This is a genomic window from Paenibacillus xylanilyticus, assembly GCF_047246825.1.
Classification (GTDB): domain Bacteria; phylum Bacillota; class Bacilli; order Paenibacillales; family Paenibacillaceae; genus Paenibacillus; species Paenibacillus xylanilyticus_B.
Genome location: NZ_JBFOLB010000001.1, coordinates 3,125,193 through 3,145,222, shown reverse-complemented (window position 1 = coordinate 3,145,222; position 20,030 = coordinate 3,125,193). Strand labels below are relative to the sequence as shown.

Annotated in this window: 17 protein-coding genes; 14 read left to right on the top strand and 3 right to left on the bottom strand. The window is 47.0% G+C overall.

From position 1 onward, the window contains the following. The first annotated feature begins 154 nt into the window (after positions 1 to 154). From AB3N00_RS14015 to AB3N00_RS13995, 5 genes are all read left to right on the top strand, one after another. A complete protein-coding gene (locus AB3N00_RS14015) occupies positions 155 to 862 on the top strand; it encodes a DNA alkylation repair protein (RefSeq protein ID WP_413035064.1) in 708 nt (235 codons plus the stop codon). A gap of 307 nt (positions 863 to 1,169) precedes the next feature. Further along, positions 1,170 to 1,979: an ABC transporter ATP-binding protein gene (locus tag AB3N00_RS14010; RefSeq protein WP_413035063.1), complete on the top strand. Its 810-nt coding sequence runs from the start codon at positions 1,170 to 1,172 to the stop codon at positions 1,977 to 1,979. Between the two features lie 90 nt (positions 1,980 to 2,069). Further along, the gene (locus AB3N00_RS14005; RefSeq protein WP_413035062.1) at positions 2,070 to 2,825 is read left to right on the top strand and encodes an ABC transporter permease; all 756 of its coding nucleotides are present in this window, start codon (positions 2,070 to 2,072) and stop codon (positions 2,823 to 2,825) included. Between the two features lie 97 nt (positions 2,826 to 2,922). Further along, a complete protein-coding gene (locus tag AB3N00_RS14000; protein ID WP_413035061.1) occupies positions 2,923 to 3,933 on the top strand; it encodes an ABC transporter substrate-binding protein in 1,011 nt (336 codons plus the stop codon). 269 nt (positions 3,934 to 4,202) lie between these two features. Beyond that, positions 4,203 to 5,561, top strand: a complete 1,359-nt coding sequence (locus AB3N00_RS13995) for an LLM class flavin-dependent oxidoreductase (protein WP_413035060.1) — start codon at positions 4,203 to 4,205, stop codon at positions 5,559 to 5,561. 104 nt (positions 5,562 to 5,665) lie between these two features. Here the strand turns inward: AB3N00_RS13995 and AB3N00_RS13990 are convergent, their stop codons facing one another. Next, positions 5,666 to 6,607, bottom strand: coding sequence for a helix-turn-helix domain-containing protein (locus AB3N00_RS13990; protein ID WP_413035059.1), 942 nt, complete (start codon positions 6,605 to 6,607; stop codon positions 5,666 to 5,668). Between the two features lie 400 nt (positions 6,608 to 7,007). Between AB3N00_RS13990 and AB3N00_RS13985 the strand changes: the two genes are divergently transcribed. The 7 genes from AB3N00_RS13985 (at position 7,008) to AB3N00_RS13955 (ending at position 14,861) form a co-directional block, all read left to right on the top strand. Beyond that, entirely contained in the window at positions 7,008 to 8,027 is a 1,020-nt protein-coding gene (locus tag AB3N00_RS13985; protein WP_413035058.1) for a glycoside hydrolase family 88/105 protein, read from the top strand. Positions 8,028 to 8,040: 13 nt separating this feature from the next. Beyond that, positions 8,041 to 10,221, top strand: coding sequence for a 1,3-beta-galactosyl-N-acetylhexosamine phosphorylase (gnpA, locus tag AB3N00_RS13980; RefSeq protein ID WP_413035057.1), 2,181 nt, complete (start codon positions 8,041 to 8,043; stop codon positions 10,219 to 10,221). A 166-nt stretch (positions 10,222 to 10,387) separates the two neighbouring features. Continuing rightward, the gene (locus AB3N00_RS13975) at positions 10,388 to 11,062 is read left to right on the top strand and encodes a response regulator transcription factor (RefSeq protein WP_413035056.1); all 675 of its coding nucleotides are present in this window, start codon (positions 10,388 to 10,390) and stop codon (positions 11,060 to 11,062) included. Then, complete coding sequence (locus AB3N00_RS13970) at positions 11,047 to 12,141, top strand: ATP-binding protein (protein WP_413035055.1); 1,095 nt, start codon at positions 11,047 to 11,049, stop codon at positions 12,139 to 12,141. The genes AB3N00_RS13975 and AB3N00_RS13970 overlap by 16 nt, the downstream gene beginning before the upstream one ends. 18 nt (positions 12,142 to 12,159) lie before the next feature. After that, a complete protein-coding gene (locus tag AB3N00_RS13965; RefSeq protein WP_413035054.1) occupies positions 12,160 to 13,680 on the top strand; it encodes a serine hydrolase domain-containing protein in 1,521 nt (506 codons plus the stop codon). A gap of 4 nt (positions 13,681 to 13,684) precedes the next feature. After that, complete coding sequence (locus AB3N00_RS13960; protein ID WP_413035053.1) at positions 13,685 to 14,128, top strand: NUDIX hydrolase; 444 nt, start codon at positions 13,685 to 13,687, stop codon at positions 14,126 to 14,128. A gap of 1 nt (position 14,129) precedes the next feature. Next, positions 14,130 to 14,861 (top strand): SMI1/KNR4 family protein, encoded by a 732-nt coding sequence (locus AB3N00_RS13955; RefSeq protein ID WP_413035052.1) that lies wholly within the window; start codon positions 14,130 to 14,132, stop codon positions 14,859 to 14,861. Between the two features lie 45 nt (positions 14,862 to 14,906). On the opposite strand, the gene AB3N00_RS13950 is transcribed toward AB3N00_RS13955, so the two are convergent. Further along, positions 14,907 to 15,830: an alpha/beta hydrolase gene (locus AB3N00_RS13950; protein WP_413035051.1), complete on the bottom strand. Its 924-nt coding sequence runs from the start codon at positions 15,828 to 15,830 to the stop codon at positions 14,907 to 14,909. A 187-nt stretch (positions 15,831 to 16,017) separates the two neighbouring features. On the opposite strand from AB3N00_RS13950, the gene AB3N00_RS13945 reads away from it, so the two are divergent. Beyond that, the gene (locus AB3N00_RS13945) at positions 16,018 to 17,007 is read left to right on the top strand and encodes a phosphotransferase (protein WP_413035050.1); all 990 of its coding nucleotides are present in this window, start codon (positions 16,018 to 16,020) and stop codon (positions 17,005 to 17,007) included. A 108-nt stretch (positions 17,008 to 17,115) separates the two neighbouring features. On the opposite strand, the gene AB3N00_RS13940 is transcribed toward AB3N00_RS13945, so the two are convergent. After that, a complete protein-coding gene (locus tag AB3N00_RS13940) occupies positions 17,116 to 18,111 on the bottom strand; it encodes a DUF4003 family protein (protein ID WP_413035049.1) in 996 nt (331 codons plus the stop codon). A gap of 442 nt (positions 18,112 to 18,553) precedes the next feature. Between AB3N00_RS13940 and AB3N00_RS13935 the strand changes: the two genes are divergently transcribed. Continuing rightward, positions 18,554 to 19,933, top strand: a complete 1,380-nt coding sequence (locus tag AB3N00_RS13935) for an amino acid permease (RefSeq protein ID WP_413035048.1) — start codon at positions 18,554 to 18,556, stop codon at positions 19,931 to 19,933. Positions 19,934 to 20,030 lie beyond the last annotated feature (97 nt).

Below are 20,030 nucleotides of genomic sequence, written 5' to 3'. Positions count from 1 at the left end.
GATCAATATGATTGAATCGCTAAAAAGTATAGAATAGAATTGTGAAAAGAAGAGAATACAAGGTGTGATACAAGCAGCTTGGATAGTTCAATGAACCTTATAAGATGGCGAGAACACAAATCAGATTTCAATATACATGAGGGAGTGTTGCGAAATGAATCTGGAAGAAGTGATGCAGGAGCTTGAGGCGCTCGGCAAGGAACGCACGAAAAAGATATATATGTCGAATGGTGCACACGAGCCACTCTTCGGTGTGGCTACAGGAGCAATGAAGCCGATCGCCCGCAAAATCAAAAAGGATCAGGCTTTGGCCGAGCAGCTATATGCCACCAGGAATTACGATGCGATGTATTTTGCAGGGGTCATTGCTGATCCGAAAGCGATGACCGAAGCGGATTTCGACCGATGGATTGAGGACGCCTATTTTTACATGATCTCCGACTTCATCGTTGCCGTCACGTTGTCCGAGACGGATATCGCCCAGCAGGTGGCAGATAAATGGATCGCCAGCGGCGAAGAGCTGAAAATGTCGGCAGGCTGGAGCTGTTACTGTTGGCTGCTTGGCAATCGAAAGGATTCCGAGTTCTCTGAGGAGAAGCTGAGCAAGATGTTGGAAGACGTGCAAGCGAGGATCCACCAATCTCCCGAACGAACCCAATATTCGATGAACAGTTTCGTATACACCGTGGGTGTGTCCTACGTTCCGCTGCATGACAAGGCCGTTGAAACAGCGAAGGCCATTGGTCCCGTCGAAGTTCAAAAGGAGAAAACCAAGAGCAAGTTCCTGAATGCTTCCGAAACCATTCAAAATGCCGTAGATAAAAATCGGATTGGTTTCAAACGTAAGTATGTAAGATGTTAAAGGAAGGCAGCACGGGTTGTGAGTAAACCGTAATGTTATCCAAGGTTTAGCCCTTATGTGTATTGCCTTTGACTGAAGTGGAATGGAGTTCTCATGATGAAATTACATTATTTTGAAGTAGTTGTTGACAATCCTGTGTGACTAAAATATAGTAAACACATCAGATTAATGAAGTTTTGAAATATTTAAGTTTTAGTTAATTGAATGTAAGCTGACTGGTTCATCCAGAGGCTCAGGGGGCAACGCTTGTCGTTGTCGCCTGAGCCTTTTTTGTTACTCTCCCAATATAATTGAAGAGGTGAAGTCAATGGTTGCTGCTGAAAAAATCAGATTTGAGAGTGTCACCAAAACGTTCAGTGTGCGCGATCCTAAGCAAAAGGAGGCAACACAAGCCTTTACAGCGGTAAAAGACTTGGACTTTTCGGTAAGAAAAGGCGAATTCATAACTATTGTGGGTCCGAGTGGCTGCGGAAAATCAACCTTGCTGGATATGATTAGCGGTTTATCCTCACCGACACACGGACGCATTTTAATCGATGGCCAAACCATTACTGGCCCAGGGCTTGATCGGGGCATTGTCTTTCAGCAGTACGCATTATTTCCATGGAAGACTGCGCGCGGAAATATTGAATTTGGATTGGAAGCCAAGGGCATCCCGAAGCAGGAGCGTAGAGAGCAAGTGGAGCATTATCTTGCGTTAGTTGGGCTTACTCATTTCGGAGACCGTTATCCGCACGAGCTGTCCGGGGGGATGAAGCAGCGTGTGGCGATTGCCAGAAGCCTTGCCTTTAATCCGGATGTCTTGTTAATGGATGAGCCTTTTGCCGCATTGGACGCTCAAACACGAGAATCCTTGCAAAGTGAACTTTTGCGTATTTGGCAGAAAACGCAAAAGACCATCATTTTTATTACGCATGGTATTGATGAGGCCGTTTATCTTGGAGAGCGGGTCGTCGTATTGACGCCAGGGCCCGGTATGGTGAGACAAATTGTGGATATTCCACTCCAATCGCGATTGGAAGATGCGGATATTCGCTCCCATCCCGACTTTGTGAAGGCTCGCCATGAAGTATGGAGTCTACTGCACGAACCCGAATATCGCGGTGCTTATATCTAATGGATAAAGGAGTGTATTCCTATCGAAACCGTAAAGACGGCTCGTTCAACCCTACAGCTTGGTAAACGAAGCCCTGTTGCCTTTTCCGGTGTGCTTAAGTTGTTCAAACAGTCTATCGTGTTAATTGCATTGATCTTGCTATGGGAAATCGCACCAAGGACGGGCTTGGTAGATGCAGCTTTTTTCCCTGCCTTTTCCGAGGTCATCAGAGCGTTGTGGAGTTTGATCATCTCAGGTGAACTTTTCACTCACTTTCTGGCGAGCATTATTCGTTCATTCAGTGGCTTTGCCTTAGCCTTATTGATTGCGATCCCGTTGGGATTACTGATTGGCTGGTATCCATTAGCCAGACAGTTGTTAAATCCCGTGTTGGAATTGTTTCGAAATACTGCCGCATTAGCACTGCTTCCGGTATTCATGCTGCTGCTCGGAATCGGGGAAACATCCAAGATTGCCATCGTTCTGTTTGCCTGCACATGGCCTATTCTTCTCAATACGATCGCAGCGGTTGGTAACGTGGATCCTTTGCTTATTAAGGCAGCAAGATCCATGAATATTAAGTCGTTTACATTATTCCTGAAGGTGATCCTACCAGCATCCGTACCAACCATTTTTACCGGTATTCGCATGGCAGGCACAGGGGCGATATTAGTGTTAATTGCTGCAGAAATGGTAGGAGCCAAAGAAGGCTTGGGTTATCTGATTACGTATTCCCAATATAACTTTCAGATCCCGCAAATGTATGCTGGCATATTAACCATTGCCTTGCTGGGCTTAATCATCAACCAAGGCTTGAGTATGCTTGAACGTAAATTTTCCAAATGGAAGCAGCAAGTGAATGAATAGTACGGATTATGAATTGATTTTTTTTAAGGCTAATTCTTACTAAATCGATGTAATTAATGAGTTATGGAAAGAAATCGTTTGGAGGAGGAGAAACGAGATGAAGCGAACATTAGGAATCCTTGTACTTGTAGGCTTGGTAAGTGGTGTTTTATCAGGCTGCTCAGATCCCAAGACCTCCGCGAAGAGCGGTGAAGAAGATCAAGTTCTGCAATATCAGTCTTCACCTGGAAGTGTTTCTTTTCCGGAACTGGCTGCGGATTTGGGTTATTTAGGGGATTTGAAGTTGGAATCTATAGGGGACAGTGTTGGGGGACCGGAAAGTATTCAATTAACCGCGACAAAACAAATTGACTTTGGTTCAGCATTTAATGGGGCCATTATCAAATCCTACTCCCAAAACGTGAAAATAAAGTCCGTCATCGGTTCATACGGCAGTGATGAACATACGTACATCGGGGCATATGCACTCGAAGGGGCGCCAATCAAGTCCGCTAAAGACTTTATCGGGAAAAAGGTAGGGGTGAATATTCTCGGTGCCCATCTGGAGTTTGTACTCAAAGACTATTTACGACAAGGAAACTTGACGGAAAAAGAGATTGAACAGGTCACTTTGGTGACCGTCCCAAGTTCAAGTGCGGAACAGGTTCTGCGGAATCAACAGATCGATGTGGTGTTACTAAGCGGAATCGGCCGGGACCGGGCTTTGGCAACAGGCGGAATCACTGAAATTTTTAGAGATATCGATGTGTTTGGAACGGAGTTTACTGCGGGCGATTATTTCTTCAGTGAAGCGTATATCCGGGAGAATCCGAACACGGTGAAGCAATTTGTAGACGGGGTTGCCAAGGCCATCGATTGGGCCCAAACGACACCTAGGGAAGAAGTCATCAAGCGGTTTGAGGACATTGTGAATAAGCGTGAACGAAAGGAAACGACAGAAAATCTGAAATATTGGAAGAGTACGGGCATTTCGGAAAAGGGAGGCGTGATTACCCCATCGGAATATGGGGTTTGGATCGATTGGCTTGTGGCTAATGGCGAGCTAAAAGAAGGTCAGGTGAAGCCGGAAGATTTATATACGAACGAATATAATCCATTTGCTAAATAATCTTTTATATAAACCGCAAAAACATACACACGTTAACGGAAAGGCAGTACCAATCTGGAGAAGCGAAGCGCTCGCCTGAAAGCTTTCTGAATGAAAGCTGCATCGGAAGCATAGGCTTATCACCGGATTTTCCCCTTAGAAAAGGGGAACCAAAAAATCTGGGGATAACAGCGATCGGAAGATGGTACTGTACTTGCAGTGTCCTTGTGTGATTGAGTAGTTCGGTTTATATAGATTAGTTTTTAATATGAGATAAGGGAGTGGTTCGTATGACAAGAAAACAAATGAAATTGGGGGCTTTCATTAATCTGCCGGGACATCATGTAGCAAGCTGGCGTCATCCTTCTTCAGGTGCAGGCCGCGCATTTGATTTGGACTATTTAACGGAAATCGCACAGACAGCCGAGCGCGGCAAATTCGATATGGTGTTTTTTGCCGATGTATTGGGTCAGAGGCTTTCCGGGAATGCACAATCCTCACTGAAGCTGGATCCGGTTATTATTATTTCGGCCCTCGCGGCCGTGACAAAAAATATTGGGTTAACGGCCACGCTGACCACGACCTATAACGATCCATACCATGTAGCCCGTAAATTCGCAGCTATTGATCATCTGTCCAAGGGACGTGCCGCCTGGAATGTGGTCACATCCGCCAACGATGGAGAAGCTCTCCTGTTTGGTAAAGATAAGCATTTGCAGCATGCACTCCGTTATGAACGTGCTGAGGAGTTCGTGGATGTTGTCAAACAACTCTGGTTGTCCATAGAAGATGAGGCGCTTGTCATCGACAAGGAAAAAGCACGGTATTTAGATGTAGAGAAGGTACATCCCGTTAACCATGAGGGTGCCTGGTTTAAGGTGCAGGGCTCGCTTGATTCCCCAACCACACCGCAAGGGCATCCCGTAATTGTTCAGGCCGGATCTTCTGAATCCGGAAAAGAGTTAGCAGCGAAGACGGCTGAAGTTATTTTTACAGCATGGCAAACCCTTGAAGAAGCACAAGTCTTTTATCGAGATGTTAAAGGGCGACTGGCTAAGTACGGGCGTAAGCCGGATGATCTGAAAATTATGCCTGGCGTGTTTATTACGGTGGCCAAAACAGAGGCAGAAGCCTTATTGAAACAGCAGCAATTAAACAGCTATATCTTGCCTGAAGTAGGATTAGCGTATTTGTCCGCTTTCACAAACATTGATCTGTCAGGGTATGATGTTGATGAACCACTGCCGGAAGCGAGTTCCATTGAAGATGAGACGAATCCGCGAATCCGCTACAACATCATTCGCGAAATAGCGAAACGGGAGAATCTGCAATCGATACGTGCCATCTATGAACGAATTGCAGGAGCGCGCGGCCATCGGGAAATTGTCGGTACCCCGGAACAAATCGCGGATCAATTGGAAGAATGGTTCTTGAATGAAGGGGCAGATGGCTTTAATATTATGCCACCCCATTTCCCGGAGGGTTTTAATGATATCGTTGAATTGGTGATACCGGAATTGCAGCGTAGGGGCTTATTCCGTACAGAATATGAGAGCAGTACCCTTCGAGGGAATCTGGGGTTATCTGTGCCTGCGGTAAAAACACGCGAAAAGGCATTAACCGGCGCGAACACTGGAGAGAACGTGTAAGGGATGAACGTTAACGCAACCTTTCGGGGTTGCGTTTTTTTGCGTTAGGGAACTGGAGTTTATCCATTTAGAGGAGGATACCCAGCCACCTTCCTGCTTAATAATTACACCCAACCTGTAAATTCCAGTATGGATGCTTTTGCGGACTGCACTTCGGATTTTGCACCTTTGCGCCATGCTGTGGGGGACTGTCCCATCAGCTTGGAGAAGCAGCGGTTGAAGCTGGAGATGGAATGAAAACCGACTTGTTCCGAGATCGACAGAATGGAATGATCCGTACTTTTCAGCTGCTTGCAGGCCTCTTCAATCCGGGTGCTGTTGATGAATTCGAGAGGCGTCGTCCCCATAATTTCGTGAAATTTTCTGCGGAAATGCGTTGTGCTCAAGTGGCACAGATCGGCCAAATAATCGATGGTAATGGGGGTCATGTAATTTTTGGTGATGTACTCCAGCACCGGTGAAATAACAAGATCGCCTTTCAGACTATGGTCTTGGCCCTGTTCTGCCAGGGGCTGATTCCGGGAATGAATTCGTAGGAGTTCGATATATAAGGATAACATTAGGCCGTAGGCACTTTCCTGATAGTAGGGATTCTGCTGTTTTAATTCCTCAACGATCGACGTGGCAAGGGTATACACCTTGGGATGCTGCTCCTTGCTTAGCACACAGTTCGTTCCCTGCACTGCCCATAAATTCGGCTCAAAGTCACGGTATGTACTTTTCAATGAGTGCTGAAAAAGGTCCTCTGGCGAGAAGAAAATATAAGCCCACAAACTGGCCGTACCAGGCGTGCTGTAAGTTGTATGAGGGAGATATCTGGGAATGAAGGTCACATCGCCGGCCTGAAAGGGAACGGATTCTCCCTTGATTTCCATGATGCCGCTATCTGAATAACAGATGCCAATCTCCAGATGGTTATGAAAATGAAGATGCTCGCTCTTGATATCGGATATTTTCCAACGTTCACCGCTTAACAGCAGGACGGGAAAGTGAATGGGCAGGCTGTAATGACGATATTCAATGACAGGCTTCTTTTTTTTAGGCATATACGATCCCCCTATTTGTTAATTGGAGTCCATTTTAATTAGAAACTACAGTAAAGGTAACCTTTAAAAAGGATACTTCTACAATTACACGGTAACGGAGAGGGCAGAACAAATCTGGAGAAGCAAAGCGTTCGCCTTTATCACCTGATTTTCCCCATAGAAAAGGAATCAAAAAAATCTGGGGATAACAGCGATCGGAAGATTGTTCTGACAGCGGAGTGACTTAGTGTAAACCTTTGATATTATTCATAAATGGTTGAAATTGCGCAGTTTTGTTGTGAATATGCTTAGATTGACACTATTTTACTGCGTAGAATGAGATAAGTAAAGCGTTTACAATAATGGACGGACACCTCTCAGGGCGCACTTGGGGGCGTGTGCGCAGGAGAGGGGAATACCAATGCTTCAAGTGAAATATGACAGGGAAGAGATTTTAAAGGTCATCGATAACGTCACCCAAAAAACGCTGGCCATGGATCTAACATGGGATTGGCCTTGCGGCGTAGCCTATTATGGTGTAACCAGAGCTTATCAAACGACGGGGAACAAGGAGGTTTTGGACAGGCTGGTTCAGTGGGCGGATGAGTACATAGAGCTGGGTCTGCCAAGCTGGACGGTAAACACCTGTGCCATGGGGCATATGCTGATCACCTTGTATGAAGAGACAGGGGATCAAAAGTATTGGGATATTGCCTTGAGCAAGGTGGACTATCTCCAGAACCATGCGCTCCGCTTCGGTGACAACGTGCTGCAGCATACCGTATCCGTTGCCAATGATTTTCCGGAACAGGCTTGGGCGGATACCTTGTTTATGGCTGCATTTTTCCTGCTGCGCGTGGGCAGCAAACTAAAAGATGAGGCCATGATTCAAGATGCCTTGAATCAGTATTACTGGCATATCAAATACCTGCAGGACCCGAGCACGAGTCTCTGGTATCACGGCTATAACAACGTCAACAAGGACCACATGTCCGGATTTTACTGGGGCAGAGCGAATGCCTGGGGCGCCTATACGATGTCACAGGTGAAACCGCAATTGAAGGACTGGTATTTGTATCCGCAATGCATGGACGTCGAGTGCTCACTTCGGGATCAACTGGCAGCACTGAAGCTGGTACAGACGGAGAACGGCCTGTGGCGGACGGTTCTGGACGACGAGGAATCCTATGAAGAAGTATCGGCATCCTGCGGTATTGCGGCAGCCATGATCAATAACGGCAATCCGCTGCATACCAAATATGTGCAAAAGGCTTTGGATGGCGTTCTGAAAAACATCACCGAAGACGGGCGCGTACTGGGTGTATCCGGCGGCACGGCTGTCATGAAGGATCGTGAAGGATATCGTAATATCCCCAAAGACTGGATTCAGGGCTGGGGTCAGGGCCTGGCACTCGCTTTTCTGTCCGACATGTTGAGATAGGAGGAGATCCAATTTGTCCAAAAAATCAACCGGAGCCTTTACCCTGCCCGGAGAATCGGGTTATGAGGCGCTGACATTGGAACTTGCTGAACGGTGGGGTGCCGATGTCATTCGTGACAGTGACGGTACCAAATTGTCGGATGAGATTATCAATGCAGGTTACGGCATTTATTCGACGATCTGTATTATCCGGGATCATAATGAGTGGGCGTCCCGCAATACGGATAAACTGCAGCAGTGTTTCCTGATTACGAACCCCAAGGTGGCCGTGCAGGATTACCTGTCCATCTACCTGATGGAGGATTTCTTCGCTGAACAATTCCGGGTTAACGACTCCCGGGAAGCGTTCAAGTATTGGCAGGTCTATGACCGGACGACCGGGGAAGAAGTGCCGAGAGAACAGTGGAATTATGAGCGGGAATCCGGCAATGTGGTCATTACCGGCATTGTTCCGTGGCATAAATACACCGTCAGCTTCATGGTCTACCGGATATGGGAAGAGATCTCCATGTACAACCACACGACCAATGACTGGGACAAAGAACACCTGATGCAGATTGATCCCATCTATCCTGAGACACAAGCATACTTGCTGAACTGGATGGAAAATTGGTGTCAGGAGCACAAGGAAACGACCGTTGTTCGGTTTACCTCCCTGTTCTATAATTTCGCCTGGATCTGGGGCAGCAGTGAGCGCAACCGCCATCTGTTCTCGGACTGGGGTTCATACGATTTTACGGTAAGTTCAAGAGCACTTGATCTGTTTGCCAAAAAGGTCGGCTATTCCCTCACGGCCGAGGATTTCGTGAATGGCGGGAAATATCGGGTCAGTCATATTCCTGCGGACCAGCGCAAGTTGGACTGGATGGCATTCATCAATGATTTTGTGATTGAATTCGGCAAAAAGCTGATTGATATTGTACACAAACATGACAAGCTGGCCTATGTTTTCTACGATGACAGTTGGGTCGGCATGGAGCCTTATAATGACCGCTTCCAGGAATTTGGGTTCGATGGCATGATCAAATGTGTATTCTCCGGGTATGAGGCAAGGATGTGTTCGGGGATCGACGTGGACACACATGAAATCCGGCTGCATCCATACCTGTTCCCGGTTGGTTTAGGCGGACTCCCTACTTTCAAGGAGGGCGGCGACCCTACGCTGGATGCCAAGAAATACTGGATTAATATCCGGCGTGCCCTGCTCAGGGAGCCGATTGACCGGATCGGACTGGGCGGTTATCTGCACCTGGTCGAGCCTTACCCGGATTTTGTGGATTACATTGAAAAGATTGCGAATGAATTCAGGGAAATGAAAGAGCTGCACCAGGCTGGCAAGCCTTATCAGATCAAGACCAAGGTAGCTGTTCTGCATAGCTGGGGCAAGCTGAGATCGTGGACGTTGTCCGGGCATTTCCATGAAACCTATATGCATGACTTGATTCATGTCAATGAAGCCTTATCCGGATTGCCAGTTGAAGTGCGGTTCATTGATTTTGAAGACATTCGTCAGGGCGTACTGCAAGATTGCGATGTCGTGATCAATGCCGGTTCTGCCGGTTCCGCATGGAGCGGTGGAGACCACTGGAATGATCACAAATGTGTGGATTTACTCACGCAATGGGTGCATGAGGGTGGTACCTTTATCGGCATCAATCAGCCTTCGGCGATCGAGGGATACGACAACTTTTTCAGAATGGCACATGTTCTTGGGGTGGATGAGGATACAGGGGCAAGAGTCGTTCACGGAAAATGGTCGTATGAGGCCCAGGATGAGTATGGTCTGGTACCGGACGAGGCCAGCGTATCGCCGAAGAAAGGCATCTACCTTACGGATGGAACTGCTGAGGTGCTGCACGAAACGGATGGTCACATTACGCTATCTGCGCATGCCTTCGGCAAAGGAACAGGGATCTATCTCTCTGCATTCGAGTTCAATTGGGCGAATACCAGATTGCTGTTGAATCTGATTCGCTATGCCGGCCATGAGTACGAAGAAACCAAGTATATCCCGGATAACCTGTATACCGAGTGTGCTTACTATCCGGAAAGTAACATATTGGTTGTGATCAACAATAGCGACCAGGTACAAGAAACAACGATCGATACAGAGTATGGAAAACAAACGCTGGAACTGGCCCCGTATGATACGGTTATCACCAAGATTGGTGCAGCCAAATCGGTATCCTCATAAAATATGGACTTAATAGACCGCATTCTCTAAACCGGAGAGCGGTCTATTTTAGATGAAAAGGATGCTCTCCATGAATATGTTTTGTTTGGATTCCCTTCCCTTCTTTATGAGCCAGCTCATTTTTGCTATGCTAAATCCAAATATCTGGATACGGGAGAGAGCATGGATGCCTAAAATACTGATCGTTGACGATGAAGCGGATCTGCTCAAGCTGCTGACTGATTATTTTGAAATCAATGGATATACCGTTATGACGGCCAAGAACAGCCGGGAGGCGCTACGGAAAGTGGAACAACAACCCGATCTCGTTTTGCTAGATATCAACATGCCTGAGCAGAACGGTCTTCAATTATGCGAGCAAATCCGAGACTTTGTCTCTTGCCCGATTGTATTTTTAACGGCTCGAATCGAAGATGCTGATAAAATAGCCGGATTTCAGGCTGGAGGCGATGACTACATTCTGAAACCTTTCAGCATTCATGAGCTGGGGGCAAGGGTCGAAGCGCATTTGCGCAGGGAACGGCGAATCCAGACTAAATCCTCGGTGAGGTTTAACGATGATCTGGTCATTGATTATACGGCCCGGGAGCTCTACTACCGGGATGAGCGAATTCCTCTGGCCAAAAAAGAGTTCGCTATTATTGAACTGCTGTCAATGCATCCAGGTATGGTGTTCGAAAAGGAGCGCATATACGAAAAGATATGGGGCTTGGACAATGAAGGTGACAGCAGTGTGATGGCGGAGCATATCCGGCGAATTCGCTCCAAATTTAAGGAGTTTGGTTGCTCTAACCGAATCGAGACCGTTTGGGGAGTAGGATATAAATGGCCAAGTTTATGAACAGGCTGCTGCTGAAGCCGTTTACCTTGCTGCAATCTTTTATCCTGTTATGCGTGGTCACGCTCATTGCCGTGCTGGCCGTCATAACCCTGGAGTTCGCTTGGGCGGAGAACCTGCGGCTGCGTTATGGAGAAACGGATTGGGTACTGCCTTCCCTCGTCGCGGCGGTGCTGCTAACCGTGGCCGCCGGGATTGTCACCATGGCCGTTTTATTTTACAGATTGAAACTAAAACGTCCGTTGGAGCTGTTAAAGCGAGCATCCGAGAACATTTCGGCCAACGATCTGGGCTTCCGTATCTCCTATGACAGCCATGACGAAATGGGAGAGCTGGTCAGGGCCTTTGAAAGCATGCGCACACAGTTGGAGAAAAACGTAAAGACACTCTGGCGTTCGGTAGAGGAGCGCAAGCAGCTCAATGCAATTTTTGCCCATGACCTTAGAACACCGCTGGCGGTGTTGAAGGGAAACGCCGAGCTTCTCGCCACCTATCTGCCGGAGAAGAAATTGTCGGAAGAAAAGGTGCTGGACCTGATCCATACCATGAACCTCCACATTGTACGTCTGGAGAGCTATGTGGAGGCGATGAACTCGATACAGAAGCTGGAGGATGTCCCGGTGCATCGCCAGTCGATGGATGTAATCTCATTGACGACTTTGCTGAATGATAGCGGCGAACAAATCGCAAGGAAATTCGGCAAACGCTTCGTCTCTTCCATGGAATGTGATCATACTGCAATTAACGTGGATCCCTATATCATCATGCAGATTTTCGAGAATGTGGTGGCCAATGGGGTGCGATACGCAGTCAGTCAAGTGAACGTTCGTTACGTCGTACAGGAAGGCTCTATTAAGATTACCGTCTCAGACGACGGGCCGGGCTTCTCGGACGAGGCCTTGCACAAGGCCGATCTCCCTTTTTACCGCGGTGAGGTGTGGGATGCTACCGAACATCGCGGGCTGGGCCTTTACGTTTGCAAAGTTTTTTGCAAGAAACATGGAGGGAGCCTGCATGTTGAAAACGGACCTCGCGGTGGCGGAACTGTGACAGCAAGTTTGGGGTTTGGGGACCCGAGTTGATAAATAGTTGAAAATGACATGATAGCATTTCCTTATCTTGATTTAAGGAGTGCTATGATGCCAAAACTGAAAAAAAGTACTTTTTTCGCAATAAGCTGCTTACTGTTGTTATGTTCCATGTGGGTGAACCCCGTGTCCGCCACGGAAGCCCGAGACAAGACAGAAGTCATGAGGGACATCGACGAATTTATGACTCGGAGTATGAAAGCCAATCATATCAAGGCTGCATCACTGGCAATCGCCAATAACGATGAGGTCTTCTACGCAAAAGGCTACGGAACATTTGAAAATGGTCAAAGCGTAACGGGGGGAACTCCTTTTCCCATTGCTTCGTTAAGCAAGTCCTTTACCGCATTGGCTGTTCTGCAGCTGGCGGACAACGGTCAGATTGATCTGGATGCGGCTTACGTTTCCTATTTTCCCGAGCTTTCCCCACGGGACTCTCGCTTTCGTGATATTACGGTCCGCCATCTATTGAATCAGACCAGTGGTCTCAATGATAAAATAAATCCCGATATGACGAGGACTCCGCAATTCCAATCCCTGGACGAGGCAAGCCGGTTAATATCCGAGGTTCAATTGGCCCATAGCCCCGGAACCGCCTACAGCTATCATAATCCCAATTATGTGCTGCTGGCGAACCTTGTGGAGAGCGTCAGCGGAGAGCGCTTTTCGGATTACCTGAAAAGTCACATTTTTGAACCGCTAGGAATGAACCATACTTACAGTGTCAGCACGACGCTGCAAATCGATGGAAATGAAGCTGTTCCGTCAGGGCATTACTTGAGTTTGGGACGTTCTGTAAGTCAATCGGAACCGCTGTGGTTTATTGAGGGCCCCGCAGGCATCGTTTCAACAGCAGAGGACATGTCCCTGTGGATGCTTGCCCAATATCACGGCAGCCTCCTTTCCCCCGATCTGATGAAACAATATCATGCAGCCGGAGCCATCGGGCCGTACGGCATGGGATGGCTTGCAGATCCCCAAGATGAATCCGGGGGTCGAACGATCTCTCATAGCGGTATTTTCTGGACGTACAAGTCGGAAGAAACGGTGTATTTGAATGAGCAGTTGGGCATCGCGGTGATGTTTAATTCCGGTATCAATGCTTTTGTGAACTACTCGGCTTTTATCGATGGAATCGCGGATATTATGAGGGGGGAGAAGCCCGAAACCTCTTTTGTGAACGGCCGAAACATGGAAATGATCATGATTGCGCTCATCCTAGCTACGTTTGTATGGGGCGTCTATGCCTATTTTCGCATCCGTCGGAAGAACCAACGTCTAACGATCAACAGATTGATTCTGATCACGGTCGGCAGGCTGATCCCAATCCTGATTCTCTTGTCCCTGTCTCCCTTAATGACGTTTATTGGCGGAGGGCGCGTGCTGCCTTGGTTCGGCATCTGGACTACACTATCGTCTCCAATCATATGGCTTGTAGTATGGTCGCTTGTCAATTTAGGGCATTTGGCTTGTTATTATTCCATTTATGTTCAGAATACAAAGAAAGGCCGGATATCCAAATCCATGAGGTGAATAGATGATACGTATGGCTGTGGGCGCGGTCATCCAAAAGGGTGACGAATTACTGTTGGTTCATAAGGTAAAGGGAGCACAGGGGAGAATCAAAGGAACATGGGATTTCCCCAAAGGTGGCATGGAAGCACAGGACAAGAGCATGGAGGCGGCACTGCTCAGGGAATTAGAGGAAGAAACCGGATCAACAAGGTATACGATTACGAAGCAGATTGGGGAGACAATCGTTTTTGATTTCGATGCCGTAACGCAGGAGAGATTGGGATATAAGGGGCAGGAGACGACGATGTTTCTGGTTCAATACACGGGAGATGGAACAGACCTGGAGCCGCATGATGATGAGATTGATGATATTCGCTGGGTATCCATAGACTGTGTTGCTCCATTGTTATTTCCCGAGGCTCGTTTGTTCTTTGAAAAATACGTTCTCGAGAGGGGAATAGGTTAACTTGAATGCGGAATTCAAATTATTGACGGAGTTTTTGCAAGGTCATGATGAAGTAAGTGATGCCATTTCGGAGGAGGACATTCAGGAGCAGGAGCGTCGTATCGGCAAGCCGTTTCCAGCCGCTCTACGTGAATACTATAAGAGGTTTGGGCGGTCCCAATATATTACGCAGCATTGCAACAATCAGTATGAGCCGATACTTTTGGAGGATATCTTTGTACCTGATTCGGAGTTCTTTACAACGGACAAGGAGTTTCTGGTGTTCTATCAATGTGAAGAATCCGTGATCTATTGCGGCGTTCGTTTCAGTGATCTGACGAAGGAAGACCCGCCTGTTTATCTGTGCGCATGGAACAATCCCGACTGGTCGCTGGAGAACGAATCACTTACCAACTTCTTGGTAAGCAAAGCATTCATTCAGCTGGGGGTGGAGGACAGGCTGTCTTACTGGGTTATTTTTGATGAGAACATGTGGGGGTTATCGGATTATCTAACGTATTGGGGATTGAGCGACGAGCAGTATGAGATCCAGGAAACGTCCTCTCTTCAGGCTTGGCGAATCTTTTGTAGGGAGGGTGTCATCTTTCTCTTTGAAATGGCCATAGGGGAAAATGAAGATGATATTTTAGCTGTATATTTAGCTTCTTTCGATCGAGAGAGTATAGCGAGCCTGCTGGAACGTACAACGGAGGCACAGCAGCTGCCTGACTTCAGAACCAATCTTGGTGCGTAGTTATAATCATTTATGATTCATAGAGTCAGGAGAAGCTGAAGCTTTTTAGCCCTTAATGATGTCGATCATTTTGCGCTGCGCATCCTTGGCTTCAGGGATGGGATACAGTACAAATACATGATTCATCTTGGGATAAACAAAGGTATTATGGTCAATGGCTTGGTCCGTAAGCATTTTGTCGAGCCTCATAATGTCGGGGAATAAGCCTTCATGTGTTCCGATAAACATGGTGATTTTCCCAAGTCCTTCGAAGTCTCCGTAAATCGGACTAATCAGCGGATCATCCAGAGATTTATCAGCCGCCCAGATCCGCCGAATCACATCATACCCTTCCACAGCGAGCATGGGATCTCGGGTTTCATAGTCGAATATGACCGGGTTGTCCAGAACCATATCCACGCATGGAGACAGCAAAATGATGTCTTTGGGCTGCGGAAGATGATTCATCTGAATGTAATGTGCCAGACTTAGCGAAATATTCCCGCCCGCTGAATCTCCCATAATGGTCAGTTCTGTGGAACTCTCTATCGATTCAACGATTTCACGGTATAAGTTTAAGAGTCTTGTATAAGTATGCTGATAGTTGAAATGAGGCACTTTGGGATAAATGGGTGCAATCACTTTGGCGTTCAGTGCCTGGGCCATGGTGTCCATGAATCTCCAATGCATGCTCAGTGGCTGGTGCGTATGAGCGCCGCCGTGTATATATAGAATGACTTTTTGATCGGCAGAGTTCTGGTCGTTCAATGTAAATACCTGCATGTCTTCAAAGGAACGTTCGGATCGAGAAGATGTGAGTTTTACCTTTCCCACCTGATAAGGCTTAATATTTTCAAGACCCACTTGGTCAATGTGCTTCCGGGTGTTTTCCCTCGTGGAGAAATTCTTCTTGGTACCTGATAAAAGAATAAATTTTTCAAATAGATAGCTCATTAGAGAGCGTCTTTTGTTATAAATAGTCATACTCATCTGTGTTCCGCCTCTCGCCTTGATTATGATATCTACAGTATAAAGGTTGAAGTGTACTTCAAGGTCAAGGATGAATTCCAACAGCAAGAGACATTTGTAAACTTCTCTAAACTACTCTAAAAAGGAGTCAGGGACTTGATCACGAACTATATAGATTCTGGAAAAAATAAACTGAAGGAGCATATCCATGCTGAAATTTGATCAACCAACAGCTTTGCGTTCCGTTTTGAATCCGAAATATTTGGAATTTGCTCTAAGTAATCAATATGACATCGGGCAATGGAAAGAATGTTTGTTTTGGCTGCGAGGATTAAATGATACATATAGGGTAAAAACGTCCACAGGCTTGTATATCCTTCGGCTATACCGAACAGAGATCAGAGAGGCCGAAGTAATCACGGAATTGTCCGTATTATCTCAATTGAAAGCAATATTGAATTCTTCAGCGCGCGCTGATGTTGGAGAGCATCTCAATAAGAAAGACAACAGTGGATATACCGATCTGGATGCGCCGGAAGGCAAACGGGTGGCTGTGATGTTCCGCTATATTGATGGGATAGAGAACAACCTGGAGGATGAAGAGTCCTGTTATGCTTTTGGCCAGTCTGCGGCTGAGCTGCACGAAGCTATGGATCAGGTGGTGCTGGAGCAGCCCAGATATGAGCTGAATACACCATTTCTAATTGATCAGCCGTTGGAACGGATTGTGGCGTATATCGGGGAATCGCATGAAGCAGTGCCATTTTTGCATACGTTTACACAGGAGTTGAAAAAGCGTATTACCGCATCCAGCGATGGTCTGGAATGGGGATTGTGCCATGGCGATATGCATGGAAACAATAATGCTTTTCAGCAGGAAAACTCGTTTACACACTATGACTTTGAGTGGACGGCTAATGGCTGGCGTGCATATGATTTGGCTCAGGTGAAAGCTAGGAAGAGACAGTCTGGTGAGCAAAAAGAAGCATTATGGAAGGCACTCATGGCGGGTTATCGTTCGATACGAAGCTTCTCTCCAGAGGACGAGCAAGCAGTGGATTTGTTTATGATTGCTCGCAGATTTTGGGTCATGGGTCTGGATGCTGCATTTATCGAAAGTGATATGGGTGCGCTGGATTATGGCGACGATTGGCTGGACAGTTTTATGGAGGAGTTCCGTGAAACGGGAATCGTATAGTTTCGGAAAAAGATTTATTTTTTTGATACTGAATTAAATAAATCTAAGACCCATCTGAGTGATTCAGATGGGTCTTTTTGTCTCGTAATAAATCTGCCTTGGCAAACGTTAGCTTGATGAAGATGATGAAGCGGCAACAGCAGCCGATGCCGCGGCAGCAGAGGCCATGGCAGCTTGCTGTGCGATGATAATGTTAGTGATACTTGTTGAGAGAGTTGTGGTCAGAACGTCATTTCTTAAATTCTCAACATGCTGAACTGCCACAAGAGCAGATGAGAATAGCAGCAATTCTTGTTTGGTGATCGACCATGCCCCGAAGCCCTTTTGATCACGCAGCCAGTCATACGTTTCCTGGACCTGATCCACAAGTGTTTCCTGGTCCACAGGCAATAAAGAGAGTACACCCAGGGAAGATAAGGTATACGTCTTATCCAGTCGGATGCTGCGTTTGCGGAACGCCTCTTGTAATCTCAACACGCGATGACTCGATTCCGGACTGTCGTCCCCAAGAACCAATACTTGTGTTAATGCCTGTACGCTGTTGCCTGAAGAGAACTCCGGCTTCAATTCACGATAGAGCTGTTCCATGCGGGCCACACCAGAATCCACATCCAGATCGGAGAGAGCCAGCATGGCTGCAAAAATATAGTCATCCTGTGCGGTAAGGAAGCGGTGGTTTGCTTTCATCTGATCGTAAAAGGCTTTGGCACGCTCTACGACATGCTGGAATTGATCAGGTGCTGCCTGCACAGCAATCTGATAGGCGGCAACGGCCAGGAAATCGGAAGTGCGGAACTTGATCTGCTTCATCAGGTCGTAGACATGAAAGGTATCCGCCAGCTTCGTTTCCTGATCCGTAGTAAGGGAGAGCATGGCGGCGATACTGACGGCCGAATTGCCCCTGAATGCGGAAAAGAGGTTTGTGTTTTGCTTAATCAACTCATGACTCTGGCGAATTGTCTCGCCATCGGCTATTTTATTTTCCGCCGCATAGAGAAGGGCACTCAGGCGGTGCATCATCGGATTTTGCCACTTGAACGACTTCTTGATGATTTGGGTGTTGGAAACGAATAATTCAACTCGTACTGCGTGTTGCTGCTCCATATGCAGACCTCCCGGATGTTATTACATGGTTTGGGTCGTGGTCTAACATCGACCGATCTCGTTTATAATATCAAATGAATAAGAAAATATAGGAAATATAACCAGTACCCCATATGTGATCTTCTGATACAATACGGGAATAGTCCTGAGGTAGTTCCAGTAAACTAAGGGTAGAGGTAACAAAAGTCCTTCTCTCTGATTTAAGAGATTCTTTTTTGGAGGGGACTAAACCCGTCATATCCAAAGTAAAAGCCAGAAAAGTGATTTTTGGTGTTCATTATAAATGATAATAATTCTCAATTCAAACGCTTCCTTACATTCCTTGTTGTATTTCTGCGGCACATCTCGTACAATTTGGTGAAGCAATTCTGCATTGCGTTAATGTGAGTATAACAATGTAAGTTACAACACGAAGCTGCACACAAGAAAAGGGGAGAATCGTTTGGAATCGAAGCAACTATCTAGAGGGCTTAAGCCCCGCCATGTAGAGCTGATTGCACTCGGGGGTACAATCGGCGTCGGATTGTTCATGGGATCGGCAAGTACGATCAAATGGGCAGGTCCTTCGGTACTGCTGGCCTATTTGCTGGCCGGAATCATTATCTTTTTTGTCATGCGTATTATGGGTGAAATGTTGATTCAGGAGCCTGTCACCGGTTCATTTGCCACATTTGCTCACAAATATATCAGTCCGCTTGCCGGGTTCCTGACTGCCTGGAGTTACTGGTTCCTCTGGGTAACGGTTGGGATGGCGGAAGTCACGGCAATCGGCATTTATGTCGGTTATTGGTTTCCGGATATTCCACAGTGGCTGCCTGCACTCGCTGGAGTACTCATTATTGCGGCAGCGAATCTGGCTGCGGTTAAGTTTTACGGTGAGTTCGAATTCTGGTTTGCCATGATTAAGGTAACGGCCATTGTCTTCATGATCGTGATCGGAACCGGATTAATCTTCTTCGGTCTTGGTAACGGCGGAGAGCCGATTGGACTATCGAATCTGGTGAGTCATGGGGGCTTTTTCCCTGGTGGGATCAAAGGATTTTTATTCGCCCTATGTATTGTAACGGCTGCCTATCAGGGTGTTGAAATGGTCGGCATTACGGCAGGGGAAGCAGAGAATCCGAAGCAGACGCTGCGTAAAGCAATCAAAAATATCGTATGGCGTATCCTGATCTTTTACGTAGGTGCCATCTTTGTTATCGTAACGCTGTACCCTTGGAATGAAGTCGGACAGACGGGAAGCCCGTTTGTACTGACGTTTGCGAAGGTTGGTATCGTAGCTGCTGCGGGGATTATCAACTTCGTGGTGCTCACGGCGGCAATGTCGGGATGTAACAGCGGAATCTATAGTGCGGGCCGTATGTTATACACGCTTGCGGAGAATGGACAGGCACCTGCCTTTTTCAAAAAGCTGTCCAAAGGCGGAGTTCCTCGCAACAGTATCATTGTCACCATTTCCTTGCTATTGATTGGCGTTATACTGAACTACCTGATGCCGGACTCCAAACTGTTCCTGTATATCTACAGCGCGAGTGTTCTTCCGGGGATGGTACCGTGGTTCGCACTGGCATTCAGTCAGTTCCGATTCAGAAAGCGTTGGGGTAGTGAGATGGCCGATCATAATTTCAAGTCCAAATGGTTCCCGATCAGCAACTACATTATCATCGTGTATCTGATCCTCGTCATCATCGGCATGGCGTTTAACCCGGATACGCGCTTACCCCTGATTGTTGGTGCCACGTTTATGGCGATCGTGGTGATCGGATATTTCGTATTTGGCATAGGCAAGAGACAGCGGGTAGATGGCGAAGAAGGGCAGTAGTCTTTTATATGAATTTCTGAATTTAAACTTCCATTTCATGCATTCCTTGAATACATCGGAGAACCTTTAAGGGGGTCACATGTCATTCAGGGAGTGC